A 910-nucleotide genomic window follows, 5' to 3' on the forward strand; every position below is an offset into this window, starting at 1 on the left:
TGCGAGGCCTGGCAACCCCGCTCAGGCGCGTTGCCTGCGCAAACTGATCGGCGCATCCGGATTTCAGCTGGAAATTGGACGCGAAACACTCCTGATCATCGCTTCGGTCCTCATGACGAGGCGCTTTTCAACAGCCTGCTAGGGCAACAAGCTGGGGGGATTCGCCGGACTTTCCATGCCCCAGGCAAGGATGAGGAAAAGGCATCCAATCAGCAAGATAGCAAATTTATTGAAGATTTTAAAAATGAAAGTCTCTCCAGGGGGTTAAGTGCGACGAGTAAACGAATTTCAAAATATGGGGCCTGACAGGCAATGTGATTCTGATGACCTGTCTGCCGATGAAATGTGCCGTTGAACTGACCGAGCCGGAGAAGAAGACCTTGCAACAGTTGTCGCTCAAACATCCAACTGATTGCGGGTTTCAAGCAGACTGAAGTTGCATTTGATCAGTAATGCATATGTTTCATGAAATGCATGAGTTGGCAAGACAGGCAACGCGAAGCGGAAGTGTGATTTGCGAAGTGATCGACATGGTAACGACGCGCGCGGCCATGGCGCAATGCGCCGGCGAAGTAGCGACAGGCCGCCCTGAGGGCCGCGATCAGCTGCGGCAGTAGTGCCTCAGGTTGATCATCGTGTAGGCGAGCGTCTTGAGCGCGTAGTGCACGGCACTGATGCGTTCGAAGCGCAGCAGCAGGCGGCGGAAGGTGTCCTCCCAGGCGAACACGCGCTCGATGGTGCTGAAGCGCTCCGCGAAGATGGCCGCGTCGAAATGCCGTCTGCGACCGCGCTTCGGTGCCTTGCGCCCACGCGGGTTCTCGGGAATGTTGGGCCTCATGCCGCGGTTGAAGATCGCACGGCGGTTTTCGCGGCAGTCGTAGACGCCATCCAGACTGACGGTTGAGCCCTG

At 56.6% G+C, this 910-nt stretch carries 2 protein-coding genes; one reads left to right on the forward strand and one right to left on the reverse strand.

Translation table 11 applies throughout. The features are described 5' to 3' along the window. Positions 1 to 306, forward strand: a 306-nt coding sequence (locus EVC45_RS46060) for a hypothetical protein (protein ID WP_168991688.1), incomplete at its 5' end; no start/stop codon positions are given. Positions 307 to 601: 295 nt separating this feature from the next. Here the strand turns inward: EVC45_RS46060 and EVC45_RS44870 are convergent. Beyond that, positions 602 to 910, reverse strand: a 309-nt coding sequence (locus EVC45_RS44870; RefSeq protein WP_248295485.1) for a transposase, incomplete at its 5' end; no start/stop codon positions are given.

This window comes from Paraburkholderia sp. UYCP14C (genome assembly GCF_004197395.1).
In the GTDB taxonomy this organism is placed as follows: Bacteria; Pseudomonadota; Gammaproteobacteria; order Burkholderiales; family Burkholderiaceae; genus Paraburkholderia.